Origin of the sequence: Billgrantia montanilacus, assembly GCF_003336675.1 — a bacterium.
GTDB classification, from domain to species: domain Bacteria; phylum Pseudomonadota; class Gammaproteobacteria; order Pseudomonadales; family Halomonadaceae; genus Halomonas; species Halomonas montanilacus.
In genome coordinates, this window is the sequence record NZ_QPII01000004.1 from 241,726 (window position 1) to 259,414 (window position 17,689).

Annotated in this window: 12 protein-coding genes and 1 tRNA gene; 8 read left to right on the forward strand and 5 right to left on the reverse strand. The window is 64.1% G+C overall.

Features of this window, described 5'->3' with window-relative positions; translation table 11 throughout:
* Positions 1–161 precede the first annotated feature (161 nt).
* Together DU505_RS08200 and DU505_RS08205 are read right to left on the reverse strand one after the other, a co-directional pair.
* Positions 162–1,820, reverse strand: a complete 1,659-nt coding sequence (locus DU505_RS08200) for a methyl-accepting chemotaxis protein (protein ID WP_340148262.1) — start codon at positions 1,818–1,820, stop codon at positions 162–164.
* A gap of 222 nt (positions 1,821–2,042) precedes the next feature.
* Positions 2,043–2,858, reverse strand: a complete 816-nt coding sequence (locus DU505_RS08205) for an acyl-CoA thioesterase (protein WP_114478504.1) — start codon at positions 2,856–2,858, stop codon at positions 2,043–2,045.
* Between the two features lie 64 nt (positions 2,859–2,922).
* Between DU505_RS08205 and tadA the strand changes: the two genes are divergently transcribed.
* Positions 2,923–3,402, forward strand: coding sequence for a tRNA adenosine(34) deaminase TadA (tadA, locus tag DU505_RS08210; protein ID WP_114478505.1), 480 nt, complete (start codon positions 2,923–2,925; stop codon positions 3,400–3,402).
* Here the strand turns inward: tadA and DU505_RS08215 are convergent.
* The gene (locus DU505_RS08215) at positions 3,394–5,385 is read right to left on the reverse strand and encodes a sensor domain-containing diguanylate cyclase (RefSeq protein ID WP_114478506.1); all 1,992 of its coding nucleotides are present in this window, start codon (positions 5,383–5,385) and stop codon (positions 3,394–3,396) included. The two genes, tadA and DU505_RS08215, sit on opposite strands and share 9 nt — an antisense overlap.
* The gene (mltF, locus tag DU505_RS08220) at positions 5,382–6,836 is read right to left on the reverse strand and encodes a membrane-bound lytic murein transglycosylase MltF (protein ID WP_245947830.1); all 1,455 of its coding nucleotides are present in this window, start codon (positions 6,834–6,836) and stop codon (positions 5,382–5,384) included. Before mltF ends, DU505_RS08215 begins: the two co-directional genes overlap by 4 nt.
* Before the next feature lie 168 nt (positions 6,837–7,004).
* On the opposite strand from mltF, the gene purL reads away from it, so the two are divergent.
* Positions 7,005–10,946 (forward strand): phosphoribosylformylglycinamidine synthase, encoded by a 3,942-nt coding sequence (gene purL, locus DU505_RS08225; protein WP_114478508.1) that lies wholly within the window; start codon positions 7,005–7,007, stop codon positions 10,944–10,946.
* A 123-nt stretch (positions 10,947–11,069) separates the two neighbouring features.
* Here purL and DU505_RS08230 read toward each other — a convergent pair whose 3' ends face one another.
* Positions 11,070–11,561: a hypothetical protein gene (locus DU505_RS08230; RefSeq protein WP_114478509.1), complete on the reverse strand. Its 492-nt coding sequence runs from the start codon at positions 11,559–11,561 to the stop codon at positions 11,070–11,072.
* Between the two features lie 326 nt (positions 11,562–11,887).
* Here DU505_RS08230 and DU505_RS08235 point away from each other — a divergent pair, with 326 nt between their 5' ends.
* From DU505_RS08235 to DU505_RS08260, 6 genes are all read left to right on the forward strand, one after another.
* Positions 11,888–12,682 carry a crotonase/enoyl-CoA hydratase family protein gene (locus DU505_RS08235; protein ID WP_114478510.1) on the forward strand — a complete coding sequence of 265 codons (795 nt, stop codon included), beginning with the start codon at positions 11,888–11,890 and terminating at the stop codon, positions 12,680–12,682.
* A gap of 75 nt (positions 12,683–12,757) precedes the next feature.
* Positions 12,758–14,671, forward strand: a complete 1,914-nt coding sequence (locus DU505_RS08240) for a DEAD/DEAH box helicase (RefSeq protein WP_245947833.1) — start codon at positions 12,758–12,760, stop codon at positions 14,669–14,671.
* A 125-nt stretch (positions 14,672–14,796) separates the two neighbouring features.
* Positions 14,797–15,753 (forward strand): segregation and condensation protein A, encoded by a 957-nt coding sequence (locus tag DU505_RS08245; RefSeq protein ID WP_422667004.1) that lies wholly within the window; start codon positions 14,797–14,799, stop codon positions 15,751–15,753.
* Positions 15,750–16,667: an SMC-Scp complex subunit ScpB gene (gene scpB, locus DU505_RS08250; protein ID WP_114478513.1), complete on the forward strand. Its 918-nt coding sequence runs from the start codon at positions 15,750–15,752 to the stop codon at positions 16,665–16,667. Before DU505_RS08245 ends, scpB begins: the two co-directional genes overlap by 4 nt.
* Positions 16,664–17,521 (forward strand): 23S rRNA pseudouridine(2605) synthase RluB, encoded by an 858-nt coding sequence (gene rluB / locus DU505_RS08255; RefSeq protein WP_114478514.1) that lies wholly within the window; start codon positions 16,664–16,666, stop codon positions 17,519–17,521. Before scpB ends, rluB begins: the two co-directional genes overlap by 4 nt.
* A gap of 87 nt (positions 17,522–17,608) precedes the next feature.
* A tRNA-Lys gene (locus tag DU505_RS08260) sits at positions 17,609–17,684 on the forward strand.
* Positions 17,685–17,689: the final 5 nt, after the last annotated feature.

The window sequence follows — 17,689 nt, forward strand, 5'->3', positions numbered from 1 at the left end:
GATACCCATGCTTAACTTCGACTGAGAAAGAAAAATCTGTAGATGTCAGACCGCCCCAAGGGTGTGGCTTGATGCCGCGGCTGCATGTGGGAATCGAACCAAGTGGTTTGTCTGCGCTCGGTAGCTGCGGGCGCCAGCCCTCCCTGGCTGGCGCTGTCTCCTTAGAAGGTTTCCCACTCTTCTTCGGCGGAGCGAGCCTGGCGCGGCTTTGGGTCCGTGGCAGGCCGTGGGAGTGCAGCGTGTTGGCCTGACGGTGTGCTATGCCTCCGCGTTTCCGTTTGGGCTGGTCCGTCTTCACCCAGCACGAAGGTGCCGATCAAGGAATCAAGGCGCTCGGCATGATGGCGCATTTCAGTGGCGGCCGAGGAGGTTTGCTGCACCATTGCCGCATTCTGTTGGGTCATGGTGTCCATTTCGGCCACGGCCGTATTGATCTGACCTATACCAGTATTTTGCTCCCGAGCGCCGGCACTGATCTCCGCAATCACATCGGTCACTCGTGCAACGCTGTTGACGATCTCCTGCATGGTGGCACCAGCTTGTTTGACAATGGTAGTACCCTCCCGTGTATGCGAAACGGAAGCGTCGATCAACGTTCGTATTTCCCGCGCTGCATCGCCGCTTCGACTGGCGAGGGTGCGCACTTCCTGGGCGACCACGGCGAAACCGCGGCCATGTTCACCGGCACGGGCGGCCTCAACCGAGGCGTTGAGCGCCAATATGTTGGTCTGGAAGGCGATGCCATCAATCAGCGTGATGATCTCACTGATGCGGCTGGCAGAAGTGTCGATATCGCTCATGGTGCGCTCGACACTCTTCATGGCGGTTTCCCCTTCCCGGGCTACCGATGCCGTGGATTGAACCAGTTGGTTTGCCTGCTCGGCTGACTCCGTGCTGTGGTTGACCGTCGCCGTGATCTCTTCCATGGAAGCAGACGTTTCTTGAAGGTTGGCTGCAGCCTGCTCGGTACGTGTGGCCAGCTCATCGCTTCCCTGGGCGATGTCGTCAGCCGCTTGATAGACACTACGTGTCCGGCTGCGAACATCTCGCAGGGTGTCCTGCATGCGTGAGGCAAAGGCATTGAATTGGTTGGCGAGCTCGCCTATTTCGTCTCGACTTTCCACGCTCAAACGGCGAGTCAGGTCGCCGCGGCCAAGGGCGATTTCACGCATGGCGTCAGCAGTACGGCGGATGGGATTAACGGTTCGACGCACCAGCCATATAGAAACTCCTGCCACCGCGGCAAAGATGAGGATGCCGAGCATGATGGAGGTGAAAATGGAATGCCTCAATTCCTCAGCGGCTCTGGCTTCCGCGCCTGCCATGGCGGCTTCGATATCGGTCACATAGACGCCAGCGCCCAGCATCCAGTCGAACTCGGGCACGTTGACGGCATACGAGTACTTCGGCTCAATGCTATCGGTGCCTGGGTATTCCCAGGGATAGGAATAGTAGCCGCCGCCTTGACGGGCCACGTCGATCAAGTCGCTGATGATATAGGCACCATCCGGCGCCTGGGTGCCGATCATGTTGGTACCCTCGCGCTCCGGCATGGGGGCGGTGACGACATTGAGCCCGTCGTATTGGTAGGCAAAGATATAGTTGCTGCCTTCGAAGCGGATCGCACGCAGGATTTCAGCGGCGTGCTCGCGCTTCCGGGCATCGCTCAGGCTGGAGTCCTGCAGGATGGGCTGGATTGCGGAGTGTGCGCTCTCCACCACATCACGCACCCCAGCCTGGCGTGTTTCGATGAGCAGCTGACGCTGGTATTCAAGGCTGGATTGGCTGTCCTGAATACGGCTAAAGGCATCGACTGCCACGAGCGTAGCGGCGGTAAGGAGCAGAGGGAGCAGAACCAGAGCCAGAAGTCGGGCCTGGAGGCTCGAGGCAAAGGTGGTCTTGCGGGGGGGCGAACTCATTTGGGACCTCACGGGACGTTAAGCGAGCCTGGCGAAATGCAAGCACTACTATTTACGGCCGTGGGTGTGTCGACTTTACCCCCCCTAGACCAATGGCGCCTGGAGCAGCCGTTTTACAGTCGGTCATGAGCGGAGACGCGTGAGGCCCTCCTGGGCGGTAGAGGCGACCAGCCGCCCGCTTCGGTCAAAGATGCTGCCGCGGGCCAGGCCACGGGCGCCGCCCGCCCAGGGGCTCTCCATGTCATAAAGCAGCCAGTCGTTGATCTTCACGTCGTGGTGAAACCAGATGGCGTGGTCGAGGCTGGCGATCTGCAGCTGGGGGTCGCGGAAGGTGATGCCGTGGGGCACCAGGGCCGTGGTCAGCAGGTTGAAATCCGAGCTGTAGGCCAGCAGGTTGCGGTGCAATGCCGGATTGTCGGACAGGTCGCCGGTGAGGCGAAACCACAGCCGCTTGCGCGCGGGCTGGCTCGATTCGGTCTCGTCGCCTAGATGCAGGAACTCGATGGGGTGGCCCGGAAAGCGCTCCAGGCGAGCCTTGGGGTCATCGAGCAGACCCTCGGGCTGGGCGACATCCGCCATGGCCATCTGGTGGGCCATGCTCTGCTCGCTGCCATGGAAGGAGGCGCTGCAGAAGAAGATGGGGCGTCCCTTCTGGATGGCGGTGACGCGTCGGGTGGTGAAGCTGGCGCCATCGCGTACGGCATCGACCTGATAGACTACCGGTCGATGGGGGTCGCCGGGTCGCAGGAAGTAACCGTGCAGGGAATGCACCTGTCGCGCTTCCTTCACCGTTTGCGTGGCAGCCGAGAGCGCCTGGCCAAGTACCTGGCCACCGAACAGCTGGGGCAGGCCAAGGTCCTGGCTGTGGCCGCGAAACAGGTTTTCCTCTATCTCTTCAAGGCCGAGCAAGGCAACGAGAGCATTCAGGGCGTCGCTCATGGGCATCCTCAGGGGTGTATCATACGATTGTTTAATAGTATCAGCATACACGGAGTGCGAGCCGATGCGCAGTGACGAATTCTACATGCATCGGGCGCTGGACCAGGCACGGGAAGGGCTGGCTGCCGGCGAGGTGCCGGTGGGCGCGGTGGTGGTGGATGCGGCCGGCGAGATCGTGGGAGCCGGCTACAATGCGCCGGTGTCGGGACACGATCCCAGCGCCCATGCCGAGATTCGCGCACTGCGTGACGCGGGAGCCCGGCTGGGCAACTATCGGCTCGACGGCTGTACGTTGTATGTCACCCTGGAGCCCTGCCTGATGTGCACCGGCGCGATCATCCACGCGCGCCTGGCCCGGGTGGTCTATGGCGCTGCGGAACCGCGTACCGGCATGGTGGAATCCAAGGCCAACCTCTTCGCCCAGCCCTGGCACAACCACCGGGTGCAGGTGGAAGGGGGCGTGCTCGCCGTGCGTGCGTCGCAACTGCTCAAGGCGTTCTTCGAGACACGCCGTGAGGCAGCAAAGAGTGACGAATCAAGATAGGGAGGTGGCTAGCTCAGGTGCGGCCATGACCCGGTTGCGTCCCTGCGCCTTGGCGCGATAGAGCGCATCGTCGGCGGCCTGCATGAGCGCATCAAGCTCGAGAGGGCCTGTCACCAGCGTGACCGTTCCGATACTCACTGTCAGCACGCTGCCATCATGGTGGTGAAGATCGGCATCCTTTACCCGCAGGCGTATGGTTTCGGCGATGAGGAAGGCTTGGTCGGCAGTCGTTTCCGGCAGGTAGGCCACGAATTCCTCGCCGCCGTAACGGGCGAAGAGCCCGCCATGGGCTTCGGTCACGCCACGCCCGAGCTCCCCCAGCTGGTTGAGGTATCGATCACCCACCAGGTGACCATAGTGGTCATTGATGCGCTTGAAATGATCGATGTCGCAGATCAGGATGCTCAGCGGCCGCGCTTCCCCTTTCGCCTTCAGCGTTTCCAGGAACAGTCGCCTGTTGGGTAGCTGGGTCAGTTCGTCATGGCGTGCCAGCCACTCAATTTCTTGCTGTAGCTCGGTTCGGGTTCGTATTTCGCGATGAAGTTCGGCATTGGAGGCATGCAGCGTCCGGTGTTGCCTGGCCAGGCTGCCATAGGCATAGAGCACCAGGTACAGCAGGTAGGCGAGTGCAATGCCGATGGAGAGACTGGCTATGGGATAGCGATCATGACGTTCCAGCAGGCTGGCACGGTCGGGCTGAACACCGAGTCTGAGTGGCTGGCCTGCCACGTCCAGCAGGGTATCGAACCGCCAGGGGCCCAGCGGTGTGGTTGGCACCTGGCTGGCAAGAACCTGCTCCCCCTCGGCAAGGACCAGAGCCGTGCGTCTCGTGTCGACCTCGTTGAACAGCGTCTCTGCCAGGATCGGCAGGCTGACCACCATTGCCACGGCGCCAAGCGTATGTGTGGCATCGCGTGGTATCGGTAGATAGTGGATGATGCCGGGCACGCCTTGCAGTAACTCGATGACATCGGTGCGACCAACCTGTTGTTCCAGCAGCGCCTGGCGTACCGCGTCGCGCCCGGCGGGCTGTGCATCGAACAGGCGTGTGCCGATTACCCCGCGGTTGACGTTGCTCTGTGGATGGACGTGCACGATGTGACTGTCACGGTCGATGAAGGCGATGTTGAGGAAATAGCGGAAGTCGTCATGATAGAGCGCTGCCTGCCGGGACCAGGCCTCCTGGCTGGGAACCTGGTCGAAGAGGGACCAGACGTTGGCAAAGCGACTCATGGCGGCCTGATGTTCATTGATTTCCGATGTCAGGCGATCCGCCAACCGTTGCGCCTCTGACCTGACTTGGGCATTGAGTTCCCGCTCTGTGAAGTTCTTCTGCTGATGCCAGAGCAGCAGGGCAAGAAGCACCAGGATCAGTGACGGCCACAGGGCGCGATGTACGATGGTGGCCCTTGCCTTCCAGCCAGGCAGGGCGGCGAGAATCTGACCTCCCAGCAAGCCCCAGAGGGCAAGTTGTTCCAATGGACCGGCGGCATAGCGCAACACATGGGGTGTTGAGGTGCTTGCCACGCCGAACCTCAGCTGGCTCAGCAAGAGCAGCACCGTGATGCCCATCAGCAGGGGGCCGCCCAGTTGAATCCTCGCTCGAGTGGCGCAGGCCGTGGCAAGGAGCGTCAGGGAGAGCGCCAGCAGCAAGGATGGCCGCCATGCATCTAACTCGAGGCCCTGGGTGAGTCGCCGGCTCCAGCGGTCCCAGGCGGCCAGCGAGACCCAGTACTCCGGCAGTATATAGCTGAGCAGCGTTACCGTGAGCGGTATCAGTGCCATTGACAGGACGACTCGGGCCGATTGCCGCCATCCCGCCAGCATCATCAGCTGCGCCAAGGCAACCATCCCGATCAATACCCGTTCGCTGACAGCGTAGACGGGGCCTGTTCCACCGATCACATGCAGGCCTCCAACCAGAGCGGTCAGCGCCAGCGCCATGCCGGTCATCAGGCAGGCGGGGAGTGGGGAGGCTCTCATAGGATTGGCGGCACGATCTCGAACAGCGGGCCGTCGTCGGCCTCTTCACCATTCGACTCGTTGAGCTGGAGATACTGCTGCTGGCTGCGATCGACGTAGGAGAGTATCTCGTAGTAGCGACGAATATTGCGCACATAGATGACCGGTTCGCCACCACGGGCATAGCCGTGACGGGTCTGGCTGTGCCATTCACGTTTTTGCAGCAGCGGCAGGGCGTCGCGGACATCTTCCCAGCTGTCGGGGTCTCCATCGAGCTGCTCGACAATCCGGCGGGCATCGTAGAGGTGGCCCAGACCGACATTGTAGGCGGCCATGGCCATGAACAACCGGTCATCGCCCTGGATCGAGTCGGGCAGGCGATCCTTGATGTGTCGCAGGTAGCGGGCGCCGCCATCGATGCTCTGGACCGGATCCAGACGGTCATCGACGCCCATCTCGCCAGCGGTGGGCAGGGTCAGCATCATCAGTCCACGCACGCCGGTGGGGGAGGTGGCCTCAGGGTCCCAGTGCGACTCCTGGTAGCCCAGCGCCGCCAGTAACTTCCAGTCGAAGCCGGTGCTGCGGGCGGCCTCGCGAAACAATGCCGTGTAGTCGTGCAGACGCTCATGCAGATGCGCGATGAAGACCCGGGCGCCCACGTATTCAAGATAGTCGTCGTGACCGAAGTGGCGGTTGACCAGATCCGTCAGAGCGCCTTCGTGTTGCAACTGCTGGAGAAAACGGTTGGCCTCCTGTTGCAGGCGCAGGCCGCCCTGGGCGGGAAAGGCCCAGGCCAGGGAGAGCGGCTGGCCAATGGCGAAGCCGCGCTCTACGCCGGGAAAGAAGATCCGGTTGGTTCGGAATTGGTGGTCATACACCACTGCCGCATCGAGATTGCCGCTCTCCACCCGGCTGAGCAGTTCGGGGACCTCGACCTCGGGCGACTCGCGCCAGCCAAGCTCGGGATAGTCGGCCTGCAGCCCGCGCAGGGCCTGGTCGGCGCCCGAGCCGCGGATGGTGCCGACCTCCAGGCCGGCTAGCCCCGTGGGGTCGTTGATCGGCGGCAAGCCGCGCCGATAGACCAATACCGGCTGCAGATCGAAAATTGCCCGGCTGAAGATCAGGCCTTCCTGTCCCGGGTCCAGGGGCAGAGTGGCGGCGCCCAGGTCCCCCTCCCGGCGCACGGCTTCGACCACGCTCATGACGTGGTGGCTGGCGTCCAGGGTCAGGCTGACGCCGAGGTGGTCAGCGAAGCGCCACATCAGCTCATACTCGAAGCCGGTTGGACCATGGCGCCCTTCATAGTAGGTGGTGGGCGTGTTACGCGTGTGCACGCTGAGAAAGTCACGCTCGCGCACTGCCTTGAGAAGGTCGGCTGGCGGGGTGAAATGCCGGTAGGGAAGCAGGGACAGCACGACCCCCAGCAGCAGCAGGGCGGAAAGGCGCAGACGGCGCTGCGCGAGTCGACTCATGGGTGCAGGCATTTAGGCCACGATCGGCGATGAGGGCTTTACGATAACGTTACAAGGGGCATGTGTCATCCGCCGCATTTCGTCCCGCCCCCGCTTTCCAGTATCATGTCGCCTTTCTACGTCGTGTATGCGACCCCTTCCTACGCTTGCTTCAGAGGCTCCAAAGACATGCTCGAACTTCGAGGCGCGCCTGCCCTTTCCGCTTTCCGTCACGACAAGCTGCTGGCTGCCCTGCGCGCGCGGGTTCCCGAGGTCGAGTCCCTGCACGCTACCTACGTGCATTTCGTCGATCATGACGGTGAGCTGTCCGACGATGAGCGACAGGTGCTCGACCGCTTGCTCGACTATGGCATCCAGAGTGAGGGCGCGAGTGATCTTGGCGCCGAGGGGCAGCTGTTTCTGGTGGTGCCGAGAATCGGCACCCAGTCGCCCTGGTCCTCCAAGGCCACCGATATCGTGCATAACTGTGGCCTCACCAAGATCCGGCGCCTGGAGCGGGGCATCGCCTACCGTGTCGTGCTCAAGGCGCTGATGTCCGAGACCGCCTTTACCGCCATCGTGGAGACTCTGCACGACCGCATGACCGAGAACGTGCTGGCCGATGCATCCGATGCCGCCAAGCTATTTGCCCATCATGAGCCGGCACCGCTGGGCCAGGTGAATATCCTCGAGGGCGGGCGTGGCGCCCTGGAAGCGGCCAATGGCGAGCTGGGCCTGGCCCTGGCCGACGACGAGATCGACTACCTGCTGGCCGCTTTCCAGGAGCTGGCTCGCAATCCCACCGACGTCGAACTGATGATGTTTGCCCAGGCGAACTCGGAACACTGCCGCCACAAGATATTCAATGCCGACTGGGTGGTGGGCGGCGAGGCCCAGTCGCACTCGCTGTTCAAGATGATCAAGAATACCTTCAATGCCTCGCCGGACGATATCCTTTCAGCCTACAGTGACAATGCCGCCGTGATCCGGGGTAGCGAGGCGGGGCGGTTCTTTCCGGCGCCGCTGACCGGTAAGGCCGACGAGCGTGCTGTCTACGGTGCGCAGCACGAGCCGATCCATATCCTGATGAAGGTGGAAACGCACAACCATCCCACGGCCATCGCGCCCTATCCCGGGGCCGCTACCGGTGCCGGTGGCGAGATCCGTGACGAAGGCGCTACCGGCATCGGCGGCAAGCCCAAGGCGGGCCTCACCGGCTTCACCGTTTCCAACCTGCGCATCCCCGAGTTCGTGCAGCCCTGGGAAGCCTTCGATTACGGCAAGCCGGACCGGATGCAGTCGGCGCTCTCGATCATGCTCGAGGGCCCCATCGGCGGCGCTTCCTTCAACAACGAATTCGGGCGCCCCAACCTGACCGGCTACTTCCGCACGTTCGAGCAGGATGCCATGGGCGCCGGGGGCATCGAGCGGCGTGGCTACCACAAGCCGATCATGATCGCCGGCGGCTACGGCAACATTCGCGATGGCCATGTCCAGAAGGGCGAGATTCCCGTGGGTGGCAAGCTCATCGTCATGGGTGGCCCGGCCATGCTGATCGGCCTGGGCGGCGGCGCCGCTTCCTCCATGGCCTCCGGCACGTCGAGTGCCGATCTCGACTTCGCCTCGGTACAGCGCGAGAATCCCGAGATCGAGCGTCGCGCCCAGGAGGTGATCGATCGCTGCTGGGCCCTGGGCGAGGCCAATCCCATTTGCTTCTTCCACGACGTGGGCGCAGGCGGCCTCTCCAATGCCTTGCCGGAGCTGGTCAAGGACGGCAACCGTGGCGGTCGCTTCGATCTGCGTGCCGTACCCAATGCCGAGCCGGGCATGAGCCCGCTGGAGATCTGGTGCAACGAGGCACAGGAACGCTATGTGCTGGCGGTGGCGCCGGAGGATCTTGAGACCTTCGATGCGCTCTGTGCCCGGGAGCGCTGCCCCTATGCCGTGGTCGGCGAGGCCATCGAGGCCCATCACCTGGAAGTGCGCGACGGCCATTTCGAAAGCCAGCCGGTCGACCTGCCCATGAGCGTGCTGTTCGGCAAGCCACCGAAGATGCAGCGCGAATTCGAGCGGGAAAGCCGGGATCTGTCGGGTGTGATGCTCGACAACCTGGACCTGCGCGAGGCGATGGAGCGCGTCTTGCGCTTGCCCACTGTCGCTTCCAAGGGCTTCCTGATTACCATCGGCGACCGCACTATCACCGGTATGGTGGCCCGCGACCAGATGGTTGGCCCCTGGCAGGTGCCCGTGGCCGACGTGGCGGTGACCACCGCCAGCTACGATACCCATGCCGGTGAGGCCATGGCCATGGGCGAGCGGCCGCCGGTGGCGTTGATCGACCCCGCCGCCAGCGCACGACTGGCGGTCGCCGAGGCGATCACCAACCTGGCGGCGGCGCCCATCGCCAAGTTGGGGGATATCAAGCTTTCCGCCAACTGGATGAGCGCCGCCGACCACGTCGGCGAAAACCAGGCGTTGTACGACGCTGTCCATGCCGTGGGTATGGAGCTCTGCCCGGCGCTGGGCATTGCGATTCCGGTGGGAAAGGACTCCATGTCGATGCGTACTGCCTGGACGACGCAGGGCGACAAGGGCGAACCGGAAGAGAGAAGCGTCACCTCGCCGCTCTCACTGGTCGTTACCGGCTTTGCCCCGGTCACCGATGCCATGGCCACCCTGACACCACAGATCAACCTGGAACAGGACGAATCCGACCTGATCCTGATCGACCTGGGAGCGGGCAAGAACCGCCTGGGCGGCTCGGCTCTGGCCCAGGTCTATGGCCAGGTGGGTGACGCTTGCCCCGATCTGGACGACCCGGAGGATCTCAAGGCGTTCTTTGCGGTGATCCAGGGCCTCAACCGCGACGGCAAGCTACTGGCCTATCACGACCGCAGCGACGGCGGGCTTCTGGTAACCCTGCTGGAGATGGCCTTTGCCGCCCACGCGGGTCTCGAGATCAAGCTTGACTGGCTGATCGACGAGCCGGCCGACGCCGTGGATGCGCTCTTCGCCGAGGAGCTTGGTGCGGTGATCCAGGTCAATCGTCAGCACACCGAGGAAGTGCTGGCCCAGTTCGCCGGCGCGGGCATAGAGACCTGCGGCGTCATTGCCCGCCCTCGCTACGACGATCAGGTCCGCGTGACCCTCTTCGAGGAGCCGCTGCTGGAGACCACGCGGCTACTGACCCAGCGCACCTGGGCCGAGACCAGCTACCGGCTGCAGGCGCTGCGTGACAACCCGGAGTGCGCCAAGAGCGAGTTCGATGGCCTGCTCGACAGCCGCGACCCTGGCCTTTCCGCCAGCACCACCTTCGACGTGGACGAGGATATCGCCGCGCCGTATGTCAACACGGCTCGGCCGGCGGTGGCAGTCTTGCGCGAACAGGGCGTGAACGGCCAACTGGAGATGGCCTGGGCCTTCGACCGTGCCGGCTTCGAGGCCGTTGACGTGCATATGAGCGATATCCTCGAAGGGCGCGTCGGCCTCGAGTCGTTCAAGGGCCTGGTCGCTTGCGGCGGTTTCTCCTATGGCGACGTGCTGGGCGCCGGTGGTGGCTGGGCCAAGTCGGTCCTGTTCAACGAACTGGCACGGGAGCAGTTTGCCGGCTTCTTCGCCCGGGACGACAGCTTCGGCCTGGGCGTCTGCAACGGCTGCCAGATGTTCGCCCAGCTGCGGGAGCTGATTCCTGGCACCGAGAACTGGCCGCGCTTCGTGCGCAACGAATCCGAGCAGTTCGAGGCGCGCGTGGCCATGGTTCAGGTGGAGAATAGCCCCTCAATCCTGTTGGCCGGCATGGAGGGCTCACGCCTGCCGATCGCCGTGGCTCACGGCGAGGGTCGTGCCGAATTCCGCGACAGCGCGCACCTGCGCAGCATGCAGGTCAGTGCCCAGGTGGCGATGCGCTACGTGGACAACTACGGCCAGGTGACCAGCCACTATCCGGCCAACCCCAACGGCTCACCCTCCGGCATTACCGGGCTGACGACGCCGGATGGCCGGGTAACGATCATGATGCCGCATCCGGAGCGGGTGGTGCGGGCCCTCACCAACTCCTGGCGTCCGCCGGAGTGGGGGCACGATGGGGCCTGGATGCGGCTGTTCCGCAATGCTCGGGTCTGGCTTGGCTGAGAAGCCTCATTCCTGAACGCAACGAGGCGACCCCAAGGTCGCCTCATTCATTTCGCGTGGCTGGGCCTACGTAGCTGGGCTTGGGTAGCGTCGCTTGAGTGGCAAGATATCGGCGCTTGCCTGCTAGGACGCCTGCTTAGTCAGGTCCAGACAGCTGAGGGACGTCATGAACCCCTCGAGAACGGTGTGCTCCGCCTGCTTCTGCTTGATGATGACCGAAAGGGCGGGATAGAGCGCCGGTATGATGCTGGCCTCACGCAGGTGCTGGTGGAATCGAAGCGAGTACTCGGCATCGGTAATGGCCTGGGCCAGTACGTCATTCGCCATTTCCGGGCTACAGATGAAATAGGGCTGGGCGGCCTCGGTCTTCTCGCTGCTGGTGGGGAGGTCGGTCAGTCCTAGCTGGCGGAAAACACGCTGTAGCACCTCGATGCGCATCTCGCACTGGATGCCCAGCGATGCCATCAGTCGGCTCACTGACGTATCGAAGGTCAGGAAGCTGAAGGCAAGCTGACGGTAACGGGCTAGCTCGGTCTTTTCATGAGCCTCGGCCAGCGTCAACAGTTCGTCCAGCACCAACACGAGCCTGGCGATCTTTGTTTTAGTTTCAGGCATGGCAGTGTCCTCTAAACGGGGTCGAAGCGAAAACCTCCCCCAGAGAAGGAGGCTGGCGGACTCATCACCCGTTTTACATGATCTTCATCAAGTATCACGACGCTTTTAGGCGTTGTGGCAACGATTCCATTCGCTGGGTATGACAAAAACCATTAACCCGATCCCCAAATGCCCGATATATGGATTACGGCTTTCGTCTGATACGGCTCTGAATGATCACTATAGACGAGCAGTGTGCAAGTCGCCTGTCGAGAAATAAAACATCCGTTTGAATATCGGCCTGAAAGACGCCAAACTGCAAAAAAGCGCTTGAATGGGAAGGCGGTATGGAAAAGGAAATTTTTTGTGACAGAGTGTCGCTCACTTTAGCGAAGCACGTGGCCGAGGTGACCCTGACGCGCCCGAGAGAGCACAATGGGCTCGACTGGGCGATGATCGATGGCCTGCTGGCGGCGCAGCAGCGCCTGACCGAACTCGACGGCCTACGTGCCGTGGTGCTGGCTGGAGAGGGCAAGAGCTTCTGCGCCGGACTCGATATGGCGGCCATCATGACGCAGCCGCAGCGATTGCCTTCGCTACTGACAGCCGATGAGCGGGGGATCAATCCGGTTCAGCGCCTGGCGCTGGGCTGGCGTGATGCAGGGGTGCCAGTCATCGCCGCCCTGCATGGCCATGTCTACGGCGGTGGCCTGCAGATTGCGCTGGGGGCGGACATCCGGGTGACGCACCCCGACGCCAGCCTGGCGCTGTTGGAAATCGTCTGGGGCATTATTCCGGACATGGCTATCAGTGTGACGGCGAGTGACATCCGCCATGATGTCCTGCGTGAGCTGGCCTGGACGGGGCGCAAGCTGGATGGGGCTGAGAGCCTGTCGCTCGGCATCGTGACCCGATTGGCCGACGACCCGCAGGAAACCGCCCGGACTATTGCGGCATCGATTGCGGCGCGCTCGCCGAGGGCGGTGGCTGCCGCCCGCGAGCTTTTCACGCTGGCCCCGGAACTGTCTCAACGCGAGCGGCTGGCCCTGGAGGCGCGCCTGCAGGGTGGCCTGCTGGGCGGCGAGGAGCAGGTGGAGGCCGTGGCCGCCCGCATGGGACGCAGGGAGCCCCATTTCCCCTGAGACCCCGTCAAGCCTGACGATGGCTGCGTTGACCGGGTAAGATGGCGGCTTCGTGCCGCCATGCCTGATTTGCCCATGTCTGATCTGCCAATGACGTTGTCCCCCACTGATTCGCTGCCTGCCCGTCAACCTGCGTTGCGCCCCTACCAGCAGGAGGCGGTGAAGCGGGTCGTCGAGCACTTTCGTGCCGGCCACGAGCCGGCCGTGGTGGTGCTGCCCACCGGCAGCGGCAAGTCGCTGGTGATCGCCGAGCTGGCGAGGCTGGCCCGGGGGCGGGTGCTGGTGCTCGCTCACGTGCGCGAACTCGTCGAGCAGAACCATGCCAAGTACCTGGACTACGGGCTCGAAGCCGATATCTTCAGCGCGGGCCTCGGACTCAAGGAGAGCGCCCGCCAGGTGGTGTTCGGCTCGGTGCAGTCGGTGGTGCGCAACCTCGACCGTTTCGCCGCCGGTGATCACCCCCGTGGCGCCTTCACCCTGCTGGTGATCGACGAGTGTCATCGTGTCTCCGCGGACGAGGATTCGAGCTACCGCCGGGTGATAGACCGGCTGCGCCAGCACAATCCGCGCCTCAAGATCCTGGGCCTCACGGCGACGCCCTACCGGCTGGGACAGGGATTCATCTACCACCGTCACCATCACGGCATGGTGCGTGGTGACGAGCACTGTTTCTTTCGCGATTGCGTCTTCGAGCAACCCCTGCGGCTGATGGTCAAGCAGGGCTATCTGGCTCCACCGACACGCATCGATGCTGCGGTGGAGCGTTATGATTTCTCGGCGCTTCGGCCTGCCGACGGCGGGCTGTATCGGGAAGATGAGCTGAATCGAGTGGTGGCGGCCAGCCGCGCGACCCCGGGCATCGTCGCCGAGGTCATCGAGCGTGCCCGGGGCCGGCAAGGCGTGATGCTGTTCGCCGCCACGGTGGCCCACGCCGAGGAGATTCTCGGCTACCTGCCGGCCGGTGAGGCGGCGCTGATTACCGGCGAGACGGCATCGCAGCAGCGCGAGGCGATCATCGCCGCGTTCAAGGCCCGCCGACTCAAGTTCCTGGTCAACGTCGCGGTGCTGACCACCGGTTTCGATGCCCCCCACGTCGACCTGATCGCCATTCTGCGGCCCACTGAGTCGGTGAGCCTTTACCAGCAGATCGTCGGTCGCGGCCTGCGTCCTTCGCCGGGCAAGCGCGACTGTCTCATTCTCGACTATGCCGGCAATCCCTGGGACCTCTATGCACCCGAGGTGGGGAGCCCCCGCCCGGCCTCGGATACCGAACCGGTACAGGTCGAATGCCCCGCCTGCGGCCACGCCAACCTCTACTGGGGGCGGCGCGACGGCGAGCTGGTCATCGAGCACTTCGGCCGCCGCTGCCAGGGGCTTATTGATAGCGCTCGAAGCCGCGCGAACAGCGAAACAACAACATCGACAGCGGAAGACGTGGGTCGTGGCGCGACTTCGGGCGCCAATAAAGAGCAAGGCGCGGGCGCCTGCAAACAGTATCAGTGTGACTTTCGCTTTCGCTTCAAGGTGTGTGGCGACTGCGGCGCGGAGAACGATATCGCGGCCCGGCGCTGCCATGGCTGTGGCACCCTGCTGGTGGACGCCGACGACAAGCTGAAGGAGGCGCTTCGCCTGAAGGACGCCCGGGTGCTTCGCGTTAGCGGGATGCAGCTCGAGGCGACCGTGAACGGCCGTGGCCTGCCGCGGCTCAAGGTGACCTACCACGACGAGGACGGGGCGAGCCTGAGTGAATGGTTTGCCCTGGAGACGCTTGCTCAGCGTGCCGCCTTCGGCGCCGTGTTCCTGCGCGATCACCTGCGCGCCCCGGGGGTGCCCTGGCGTCCGACGTCCCCGGATGAGGTGGTGGCCGAGCAGCGTCGCCTGCGGGCACCGGACTTCGTGGTGGGGCGCAAGATGGGCCGCCACTGGCAGGTGCGTGAAAAGCTGTTCGACTACACTGGGCGCTATCGCAAGGCTGAGTCGGCGGAATAGAGGGGAGCCTCTACATTGACGCCAGGGGCGCCGGGGGCAGGCTGAAGAGGAGGCGCTGTTTCTCGTACCGCCATCTTGCTAGACTGCCCCGTTGATCGACTCTTCCCCCGAGAGGCCAGCCCCGCGTGAGCGAGACGCCCCAGACGGACGCGCCTGAACAGCGTGACATGCCGGATGCCGCCGTTCCAGCGGAGGCCCTGGCGCGGTTGTTCGACGAGCCGATCACCGAGCTGCCGGACGATCTCTATATTCCGCCGGAGGCGCTGCGGATATTCCTCGAGGCCTTCGAAGGCCCGCTGGACCTGCTGCTCTACCTGATCCGCCGCCAGAACCTGGATATCCTGGCCATCAATGTGGCCGCCATCACCCATCAGTACATCGAGTACGTGGAGCTGATGAAGGCCATGGAGATCGAGCTGGCCGGGGAGTACCTGCTGATGGCAGCGATGCTGGCCGAGATCAAGTCGCGCACCCTGTTGCCGCGCCCGGCCAAGGCGAACGGCGATGACGAGGAGGACGACCCGCGGGCCGAGCTGATCCGTCGCCTGCAGGAGTACGAGCAGCTCAAGAGTGCCGCCGAGGCGCTGGCCGAGCTGCCGCGGGTGGGGCGCGACTGGTTCCCGGCCCGCGCCGCGTTGCCGCCGCTGCAGGCCCGGGTGCTTCATCCCGATGTTGAGCTCGATGAGCTTCTCGGTGCCCTGGCCGGCATCCTGCGGCGTGCCGAACTCAACCAGGCGCACCATATCGGTCGCGAGACGCTCTCCACCCGGGAGCGGATGCTGGCGATCATGGAGCGGCTGACCCACGAGCACTACACGCCCTTCGAAGCGCTGTTCACGCTGGAGGAGGGCAGGGCCGGGGTGATCGTCACCTTCATGGCGATCCTGGAGCTGGCCAAGGAAGCCATGATCGAGATCGTTCAGAATGCGCCGCTCTCGCCGATCCATGTGCGCGCGCGAGCGCCGCGAGAGGAGGCGGGTGAGGCGGCTTTCGACGATGAGGGCGCCGATGGCGAAGGCCCCTATGATGTCGAGAGCCCCTTCGAAGAGGAGATCGACATGCCCCAGGAGGGAGAGGCATGAGCGCCATGGAGCTGCCGGACAGCCTCGACGAGATCCTCGAGGCGGCCCTGCTGGCGGCAGCGGAACCGCTGTCGCTGGAGCGTCTCGAAAGCCTGTTCGACGATAACGAGCGACCGCCGCGGCGTGCCCTGCGTGAAGCGCTGGTGCGCGTCGAGGGGCGCCACGAGACGGGAGCCATGGAGCTGATCGAGACCGCCTCCGGCTACCAGCTGCGTATCCGGCCGCGTCTCTCACCCTGGGTCTCCCGCCTGTGGGACGAGCGGCCCCAGCGCTATTCGCGGGCGCTGCTCGAGACCCTGGCGCTGATCGCCTATCGGCAACCGGTGACCCGCGGCGATATCGAGGAGGTGCGGGGCGTGGCGGTGAGCAGCTCGATCATGCGCACGCTGGCCGAACGGGGCTGGATTCGCGTGGTCGGCCACCGGGATGTACCGGGCCGACCGGCGGTCTATGCCACTACCCGTTCGTTCCTCGACGATTTCGGACTCAAGACCCTGGACGAGCTGCCCCCCATGCACGAATTGAAAGGGGTGGCGGAGCCCTTCTTCGAGGACGAGGCGCCGCCTCCGCCCAGCCCCATTCTGGCCCAGGCGGACGAGCCGGTCGAAGAGCCGGCTGAGGAGACAGAGGAGCGTCCGGGCGCCGGAGACGAGGCAGGTGCTGGCGAGGTGAGCGACGAAGCGCCCGACAGCCGGGAGAAGACAGCGCTGGCGGCCACGCGAGAAAGTGGCGAGAATCACGACACGACGGCCGGGATGGCCGACGCGACACACGCCGGGAAGGCGTCCGACAGGCCCGGGCTGAGCTTTGCCGATCTGGAAGCCCGCCTGGCCGAACGTGCCCGCACCAGCGTCGATGATGACGGCGGAGCGGGGGCGGAATCCACACCTGATGAGACATCTGACGAACCATGACGACCACCACGGAAAAACTGCAGAAGGTACTGGCCCGCGCCGGGCTGGGCTCGCGTCGCGAAATGGAAACCGCCATCGCGGCGGGTCGCGTCAAGATCAATGGCAAGCTGGCCACCCTGGGTGACCGCATCGAGATGCGCGACCGGGTCAGCTTCGACGACCGCCCCGTCACCCTGCGTGGCGTCGAGGAGACTCCCCGACGGGTGATCATGTACAACAAGCCGGAAGGCGAGCTGTGCACCCGCAAGGACCCGGAAGGGCGGCGTACCGTGTTCGAGCGCCTGCCGCGCCTGAAAGGCGAGCGCTGGGTCGCCATAGGGCGCCTGGACATCAACACCAGCGGCTTGTTGCTGTTCACCACCGACGGTGAGCTGGCCAATCGCCTCATGCACCCTTCCACGCAGGTGGAGCGTGAGTACGCCGTGCGGGTCATGGGCGAGGTGAAGAAGGAGCAGGTCGTGGCCATGGTCCAGGGCGTCATGCTCGAGGATGGCCCGGCACGCTTCACCGATGTGCAGGAGTTCGGCGGCGAAGGTATCAACACCTGGTTCCATGTGGTGATCACCGAAGGCCGCAATCGGGAAGTGCGGCGTCTTTGGGAGTCCCAGGGGCTGACGGTGAGCCGTCTGAAGCGTGTGCGCTACGGCAATATCTTCCTCGACAAGCGGGCCAAGGCCGGTGAGTGGGTGGAGCTCACCCAGGCCGAGATCGACGACCTGGCCGAGAGTGCGGGCCTGGCCTCGCGCAAGGTGCCGGAGCTGACGCCCGACGAAAAGAACCGCTGGAGTCGCGACAAGAACAAGCGCCGGCCGGTACAGGCGATGCGCAAGCCGAAGAGTCCTCGCAGCCGCTGAGCCGGTCGGGGGGAAGTCGGCGGATAGGTTGCCAAAAACCCCTTGCTTTCAGTGGGCTGGATGGGTAATATCTGCCCCCGTTCGGACGGGTCGTTAGCTCAGTTGGTAGAGCAGTTGGCTTTTAACCAATTGGTCGTAGGTTCGAATCCTACACGACCCACCATCCGG